Below are 8,533 nucleotides of genomic sequence, written 5' to 3'. Positions count from 1 at the left end.
GTATTACCTTTAAACAAGAAGCAAGTGCAACTATTACAGATGGTGTAATCAGTGCAGGTACTACAGCAGGAACAGATATTACTATTAAATACAATGCATCCGTTACAAGTATTACCAAAACTGATGTTGAAGATGCTATTACTGCTGCCCTTGGTTTAATGTCTACACAATCTATCACTATTGCTGGTGCAACCACTGATTTAGGTAGTGTATTCACTTTAACTAATGCAAATGAAATTGAAGCTACAGCTAATAGAGCAAATGAAGAAATTAAGTTTGAACTTAAAGGCTTTAATACAGCTGACCTAAATATGGTTGAAAACCTTAAAGGTAAAGTTACTGTAACGGCAACAGATGCTAAGGCAACTATCGATTTTACAGGCAAAGATGGTACAGATGTAGTGAACCAAAGCTTTAACTTCAATGGTACTAACTATATCTTTACACAAGATAATGATGCAGAGGATACAGAAAGTGTTAAATATATTAACTTAAATAGTATTAAAGCTGCAGGTGTACCTAAAGCACTTAAAGAAATCACTTCAACAGAACTAGCTGATGCCCTTGCTAATGCAATTGGTGGGACTGCTATGGCAGATAAAGATCCAACAGGTCAAGTAACTATTGCTTCAGCAGGTGGAAAAGTAACCTTTACTGCAGCAAGAAAAGGTGCTGAAGCATCTGATGCTTTTAAAGAATTATTTGGTTCATCAAGCGGAGCAGGTGCTTCTGGTACAGCCTTTAAAGCAAGCTTACAAGTAGGTGCTAATGAAGGGCAAATGATGGCTATCGAAATCAATGATATGCGCGCACAAGCGTTAGGTATCAGTGGTGCGGTTAACCAAAGTGCTAAAGGTACTATCAAAGATGGTGCAGCAAATGCTCGTTTTACTAAAGCTGCAGGTGTAAGCGGAACAGGTACAGATAACGTAATGACACAAGCTGCTCTTGATATCACAAGCTCAGATAAAGCAACAGCTGCTATTACTGTTATTGATAACGCAATTAAATTGGTTTCAGAAGAACGTTCTCGTATGGGTGCATACCAAAACAGATTGGAATACACAACCAATAACTTAAATACAACTTCTGAAAACTTAACAGCAGCAGAAAGCCGTATCCGTGATACAGACATGGCTCAAGAAATGATGAATTACACCAAGTTCAACATTCTTAATCAAGCAGCACAATCTATGCTTGCTCAAGCTAATCAAAGCCCACAACAAGTATTACAATTATTACAATAATAGTGTTTGCTTAGCAAAGTTAAAGGAGACAGGGCATATACTCTGCCTCCTTTATTTTATTTATTTGTAAGCTTCTCTAAATGGTAAAGGAAGAAAGGAGCTTAGAAATAAGTAAAAATACTTAGTATAATGGAGGAATTAAAATGAAGATTACTGCGTGCTCAATTGTTAAAAATGAAGAAAAAAATATTGTACGCTCCATACAAAGCTATAAAAATGCAGTAGATGAAATCATTATAGTAGACACTGGATCTACCGATCGCACCGTAGAGCTTTGCGAAGGATTAGGGGCTAAAGTCCTACATTATAAGTGGGATAATGACTTTGCTAGTGCTAAAAACACAGCTTTGGAAGCAGCTACAGGAGATTGGGTGATTTTTTTAGATGCAGATGAATGGTTTGAGCCAGCTTTAGAAAGGAAGGCTTTTTTAGAAGCACTAAAACAAGTAGAGGATAATCCTTTAATTGATTTGCTGAAAGTTAAATTTTTTAATATAGAGGAACATACAAATACAATTATATCATCTACTGTTATAGGAAGGATCTTTAGAAATAGTTCGGAGCTTAGATTTAAAGGTAAGATTCATGAAGAGATAAAAAAAGGTACCAAGATGTTAGGTGTAGGTATACTAGAGAACTTACAAATCTATCATACGGGTTATTCAAAAGATAGGGTAGCGGATAAATGCGAGCGAAATTTAACGTTATTAAAGAAAGCTTATGAAAAAGGAGAAATAGACCCACATCTTTATTTTTATTTATGTAGAGAAAACTTATTATGTGGAAACCATGAGGAAGCAGATAAATTTTGTGAACTATTCTTAGCACAAGAAAATGTGGATGAGATGATAGCACATGCTAACGTACTTGTTAGTATTTATGAATATAACATCAAATTAAAGCTTAAATTAAATAATAAGTACACGATAAAGGAAGTAAAGGTAGCTATAGATGAAGCTTTAGATAAATATCCTCAAATACCTTTACATTATTACCTAGAAGGATGTTATTATGTCAAGTTTGATAGCTTAAAAGCATTAGAAAGCTTTAAAAAAGCTCAAGTACTTCAAGAAAATTATAAGCTTGATTATATTAATAACTTTGATGCGCACCAATATGATAATTATTATCAAATTGCAAGCATTTATGAAGGTGTACAAAGATATAATGAAGCTTTGGAGTATAGTGTTTTAGCACTACAAAATAAACCTTTAGATAGTAGAGGATTTGCCTTACTAATCCAATTACTGAAGCGTGAGAATGCAGTAAATGCTCTTATTATATTAAAGAAAATTTATAACATGCAAGATGAAAACCATGTGAAGTTTTTAGCACATCAATTGATGACAACAAAATCAAAAGAACTATTTTTGCAATTTGCTATTCGGTATAATCAAAACTTTAATGGTCAAGATGAAACAACTTATATAGCAATGCTTCTTGCAGGTCAGATAGATAATATGGTAGGAACAGCGGTACAAGCTTATTTAAATGGTGGAAGAAAAGATGACCAATATTTTATTGCACTAGGTATCTTATATGGTAAACGTAAGGATTTGTTTGATAAATATAAGAGCTATTTAGATAAGAATTATGTAATGATTGTAAATAGGTATTTAAGTGGTGATGAATTATTACAACCTACTGATGAAGAACTAAGAGCTTGGATGCACTTATATGACCACCTGTTCTGGTGTTTGGAAGAAAGAGAAATAGAAGACTTTGAAGCTATTTTACCTTATAAAACGGTAGATATTACAAAAGCAATGCTAGAAAAGAGTCTAGCAACTCACGATTACAACTATATTTTAGATAGAGCTGAAAAAATAAGAGGATTGATTCAAGAGCCCAATATTAGGATACAATTAGATAGGATTATTGCAATAAGTTACTTTTATACAGGAGATTATGAGAAGAGTATAGATGCATTTGGTTTACTTATAAATAGTCAGAAGGTAGATATAGATATAAAAGTAATCAATTGTCTTCAAGCATTAAGCCGTTTAACATTAGGAGAAAGATATAGAGATAAAGTTGAAAAATTATATACTATATATAGAAATGCTGTTTATCAAAGTATACTTATAGCCGGTATGTTGACTGCTAATAAGGTAGAAGAACTGCCTGATTTAGAAGATCAAGTAGATATTGTAGAGTTGTCTGTGGATGCATTTGACGACTACCTAAAGAATGAAGAAAGTAAGTTACCAGAATTTTATTTAATGGCACTTTCTGGTTTAATGGAAGCTTATTTAAATCAAAGGTCAGATAAAAAGGTAATAGATCTTCTTGTAACATTCATTAGAAATGATTTTAATAGAGAAGTAATGATGTTTAAACTTGCAGAAGCATTTAATCGTATAGGCAAAAGTGAACTTGCTTATTATTGTCATAAAAAAGTATTTGAATTAAATAAGGCGTATGCTCAGATAGCCTTTAGAGAGAGTGAAAATATAAATAAAGACTATATTTATGAAGAGGTAGATACAACTACTCAAAAATTATGTCCACTGTGTGGGAGGGAAACGAAGCTAGAAAGTATATATAGTAGCTTATGGAATCCTGAGTTTTCAAGAAATTATCCGGTTATTAAAAAGTGGCGTTATTGTGAAGGGTGTATACATAGATTCCAAGAGAATATTCCTGTTGGTAGCCCAAAAGAAGAGTTAACGGATTCATATGAACTGTCTCCAAAGAAAATTTTATTAGGTCAGAAGATGATGGAAAAGGTGAAAACTTATAAGAAGCAAGGGAGCTTATTCATTCTAGGAAGTAATACACAAGAACTACAGCTACTTGCAGAAGAATATGGATACGTTGTTGAAGGGATAAACGCTGTTGAAGATGTAAAGGAAGTTCTGCCTAGTAAGAAATATGATATCATTATTTTAAGTAATGGAATTGAAAAGAGTAAGACACCTAAGGAGCTACTTGAGAAAATAGGTGAGATGCTGAACAAAGGGGGGATACTCTCTATAAAAACGCCTAATTTTAAGAGTGCTTATGCAAAAATAGAAAAGGATAAATGTTTAGAGAATAGCAAACCCTCTCTGTACAACTATTTTTCTAGGCAATCTCTTGAAAGTATGATTCGATCTATAGGGTTGGAAGCTTTAGATTATGAGGCCTCTATAGATTCACAGGGATATATGATTATAACAGCTATAAAATAAAAATAGATGGCATGTCCTAGGGCATGTCATTTATTTTTATTTTATAGCTTTAAATGGAACTATTAAGTATGAAAAGTAAAGTATATTTAGGTTTAGGAAAAGTGGCGATTAAATTAAAACCTTAAAGTATCTAAAATATTAGAAAAGGAAAAGAGATATAAATAAGAGACTAAAAAAGTCGATACATATAATGAAATGGAGAATTAAAGATTTTATTAGTTATTTAGAATATAAATTACCTTTAATAAAGAATTATTTTTAGGTTATTATAAATGGAAGGTTTGATAAAAATGAGAAGCTTTGACAATGTTTATAAGGATAAAACCGTACTTATTACAGGGCATACAGGTTTTAAAGGTTCATGGCTGAGTATATGGCTAAGGGAATTAGGAGCAACTGTAATAGGTTATGCCTTAGAACCAGCAAGTAAAAAAGATAATTTTGTGCTTACAGGGCTAGAAGAAAAAATAATAGATATTCGTGGAGATATAAGAGATAAGGAAAAACTTCAAAAGGTATTTGCTAAGTATAAACCAGATATGGTATTTCACTTAGCAGCGCAGCCTTTAGTTAAGATGTCCTATGAGCAACCGGTATATACATATGAGGTTAACGTTATGGGAACGATTCATGTTCTTGAATGTATAAAAAACACTCCTAGTGTAAAGGTAGGAATTTTAATTACAACGGACAAATGTTATGAGAATAAAGAGCAAGTTTGGGGATATAAGGAAACAGATCCTTTAGGAGGTTATGACCCATATAGTTCATCTAAAGGAGCGTGTGAGATAGCTATTAGTTCTTGGCGGCAATCATTTATGAATCCTTTACATTTTAGTGAACATGGTAAAGCTATTGCTTCTGTTCGTGCAGGAAATGTCATAGGTGGAGGAGATTGGGCAAAGGATCGTATTATTCCTGATTGTATAAAAGCATTAGAAGCTAATGAAGCTATAAAAATCAGAAGCCCCTATGCAGTAAGACCATGGCAACATGTTTTAGAGCCACTGAGAGGTTATTTGCTATTAGGTCAAAGGATGCTTTTAGAACCAAACTCCTATAGTGAGGCTTGGAATTTTGGCCCATTATTAAAGTCTGTAGTAACAGTGCAAGAGATAGTAGACCAATTAATTAGATGTTATGGAAAAGGACAAATGCTAGATGTATCAGATGGAAAACATCTTCATGAGGCAAATATGCTTAACTTAGATATTAGTAAAGCTAAGTTTAGATTAGATTGGCATCCGATTTTAAGTTTAGAAGAGACAGTTTTTTATACAGTAGATTGGTATAAGAATTATCAACGTAAAAATGTCTATGAGTTGTGCAAGCAGCAAATAGAGGATTATACAGAAAAACTAGCATCAAAATAACGCAATCCAGCTAAATATTTTAGAATGGATAGCCGATATAACAGTATAAATAGATAAAGCAAGAAATGTGGAGGTGGACAAATGGCTTCAAATACAATAAGATTTAGTGGCATGGCGTCAGGGTTAGATACAGAGAATATGGTAAAGGCTATGGTGGCTAGATATCAGACAAAGGTGGATAATAAAAAGAAAGAACAGACCTTGCTTGAATGGAAAAAAGATGCTTATAAAGCCATGAACACAAAGTTTTATAGCTTCTACACTAAGCAGGCAAGCTCCTCACGTTTGCAAAGCACTTTCTTAAAAAAAGAGCTAACAAGTTCGGATACAAGTAAGGTATCAGTTAAAACTTCAGGTTCAGCACCAGAAGGTACACATACCATTAATGAAGTCTCACAATTAGCTAAGTCAGCAACGATAGAGACTCATTCTATTGGCAAAGTATTGACAGATGCTATCAAGGGAGAAAACGTAACGGGAACAACTAAACTTTCAGAGATAGGTTTAGAAAAGAATATTACCATTAAAATAAGTGATGGTTTAAAAACAGCAGAATTAGAAGTTAACAAAGACTGGTCATTAGAAGATTTAAGTGATGCTATTGATATAGTAGCTCAAAGAGATGGACTTAACATTAGAACAAGCTTTGATCAGGATAATAAGAAGTTTGAAATATTATCTACAACAGGAAATGCGCAAAATATAAGTATTTCAGCCTTAGACAGTAATGATAATGAAGCACTTGGGAAAATAGGATTAAAGACAAAGAAGATTACAGGAACGACAAAGCTTTCTGAATTAGGTATTACCTCTGAATATACACTGGGCATTAGTGTCGGTAGCAAAGAAGTAGATTTGATGATTAAACCAGATATGACTCTAGCTGAATTTGCAGCAGAGATGAGGCAAGCTGCACCCAATGCAAGTGTAAGCTTTGATGAAGCAGCAGGGGCTTTGTTTATCTCTACTAAAAAGACAGGGACTAGTCAGGAGATAGGAATAAGAGTAAAAAACGGGGACTCAGGGATGAGTTCGGTTTTAAGTAAACTGGGTATAGGGAATAAAACAAATAATGTTAAATTATCAGATACTACGTTAGATATAAGTACAGCACTTAGTACACTAGGAGTTATAGATGGGGATAAGTTAGAGTTAAATGATGGAATGCGAAGCTTTAATATTGTCCTCAAAGGAGAAAACACAATAAAAGATATCTTAGATATGGTAAATACACAAATTCCCAATGTAGATGCAAGTTGGGACGGAAAGAATTTCATATTTATGAATACCAATATGGGAGTCAACCAACCTGTTTCAATGAAAATTACAGATGCAAGTGGGCTAGACAAGGGACTTCTTACAACAGGAACTGTAAGTGTGTCATCAAGCATTTCAGCGCAAGGTAGTAATGCACACTATAAGTATAATGGTGTGGATATGCAATCAGAATCTAACTCGGCTACTGTTAATGGCATGGAACTCACCTTTAATGGCACAACAAATGAAGCAGTAACGATTACCTCCACAGCCAATACAGATGAAGCTTTTAAATTTATTAAAGAATTTGTAGAAGCTTATAACAGTTTAATAGCCGAAGCAAATGAAAAGCGCAATGCGGATAGTGCGGGCAAGCTAAAGCCCCTAACCAGTGAAGAAAAAGAGAGCATGAATGAAAGTGATATAGAAGCGTGGGAAAAGAAAATTAAAGACAGCTTATTAAGAAGGGATGATACACTTACAGACACACTTTATGAGATGCGTAATGCTTTAGCGAGTGTAGTTGAGGGAGGTAGTATAAAGACCTTATCTACTATAGGGATTACAACTTCGAGTGTACTTAAAGAATATGGTAAGTTAGAGATAGATGAAGATAAGCTAAAAGCAGCTTTAGCAGAAGATATTGAAGGAGTAGCAAGTTTGTTTGCAGGTGGCAGAAGTGCCCAATCAGTTTATCTAGAAGCGAATCAAGATAAGACAGCAGCGGATTATGAAGCTTTATCAGCTGAAGAAAAAGCAGTGTGGAAAAACAAGGTTAAAGGTGTTGGTGAAAGACTTTATGAGGCATTAGGTAAACACTATACAGGTATTCAAGATGTGAAAAGCGCAACAGTTATGTTTAACGACCTTTTAATGGATAAAGAATTGAAAGACATTAAAAGTGAATATGATGTATTGGTAGATCGGTTAAATGCAAAAGAGGATTACTACTATAAAAAGATGGCCGCCATGGAAAAAATGATGAACCAGCTTAATAATCAAAGTAATTATTTAGGAATGTTAAGTTCTGGAGGGAACAAGTAATGAGAAATCCATATCAACAATACAAACAAAATAGTGTTCTTACTGCCCCAGCAGGCGAACTGACACTTATGCTCTATAATGGAGCACTTAAGTTTTGTACTCAGGCTGAAGAAGCTATAGAGAAACAGGACCCTAAGTTAAGTCATATCTATCTTATTAAGGTGCAGGACATTATATCTGAACTTACAATAACTTTAGATAATAAATATCCTATTGCAGCAGAGATGAAACGCTTATATGATTATATTAATGAATTACTAATAGAAGCGAACATGAAAAAAGATGTACAAAAGTTAAGGGAGGCCAAGGGACTTATAAAAGAGTTTAGAGATACTTGGCAAGAGGTCATTAAAGCAAAGAAATAATAAAAAGAGTAGAGGTCCTAACTTTAAGTGATACAAAAGAGAAGTTAGGGCTTTTTCATATAAAGGATAAAGGA

Annotated in this window: 5 protein-coding genes; all 5 read left to right on the top strand. The window is 33.7% G+C overall.

Annotated features, from left to right (window positions below; all coding sequences use genetic code 11):
• Positions 1 to 2 precede the first annotated feature (2 nt).
• The 5 genes from CS063_RS17840 to fliS all read left to right on the top strand — a co-directional run bounded on the left by CS063_RS17840 (position 3) and on the right by fliS (position 8,459).
• Entirely contained in the window at positions 3 to 1,247 is a 1,245-nt protein-coding gene (locus tag CS063_RS17840) for a flagellin (RefSeq protein WP_308415447.1), read from the top strand.
• Between the two features lie 143 nt (positions 1,248 to 1,390).
• The gene (locus CS063_RS06650) at positions 1,391 to 4,420 is read left to right on the top strand and encodes a glycosyltransferase (protein WP_099448909.1); all 3,030 of its coding nucleotides are present in this window, start codon (positions 1,391 to 1,393) and stop codon (positions 4,418 to 4,420) included.
• 272 nt (positions 4,421 to 4,692) lie between these two features.
• Positions 4,693 to 5,793 (top strand): CDP-glucose 4,6-dehydratase, encoded by a 1,101-nt coding sequence (gene rfbG / locus CS063_RS06645; protein WP_308415446.1) that lies wholly within the window; start codon positions 4,693 to 4,695, stop codon positions 5,791 to 5,793.
• A gap of 81 nt (positions 5,794 to 5,874) precedes the next feature.
• Positions 5,875 to 8,094: a flagellar filament capping protein FliD gene (fliD, locus tag CS063_RS06640; protein WP_099448908.1), complete on the top strand. Its 2,220-nt coding sequence runs from the start codon at positions 5,875 to 5,877 to the stop codon at positions 8,092 to 8,094.
• Positions 8,094 to 8,459, top strand: a complete 366-nt coding sequence (gene fliS / locus CS063_RS06635; protein ID WP_099448907.1) for a flagellar export chaperone FliS — start codon at positions 8,094 to 8,096, stop codon at positions 8,457 to 8,459. Before fliD ends, fliS begins: the two co-directional genes overlap by 1 nt.
• The last annotated feature ends 74 nt before the right edge of the window (positions 8,460 to 8,533 follow it).

The organism is Sporanaerobium hydrogeniformans (assembly GCF_002735925.1).
In the GTDB taxonomy this organism is placed as follows: Bacteria; Bacillota; Clostridia; order Lachnospirales; family Cellulosilyticaceae; genus Sporanaerobium; species Sporanaerobium hydrogeniformans.
Note: the sequence above shows the minus strand (reverse complement) of the source record. Positions and strands in the feature narration are given on the sequence as shown.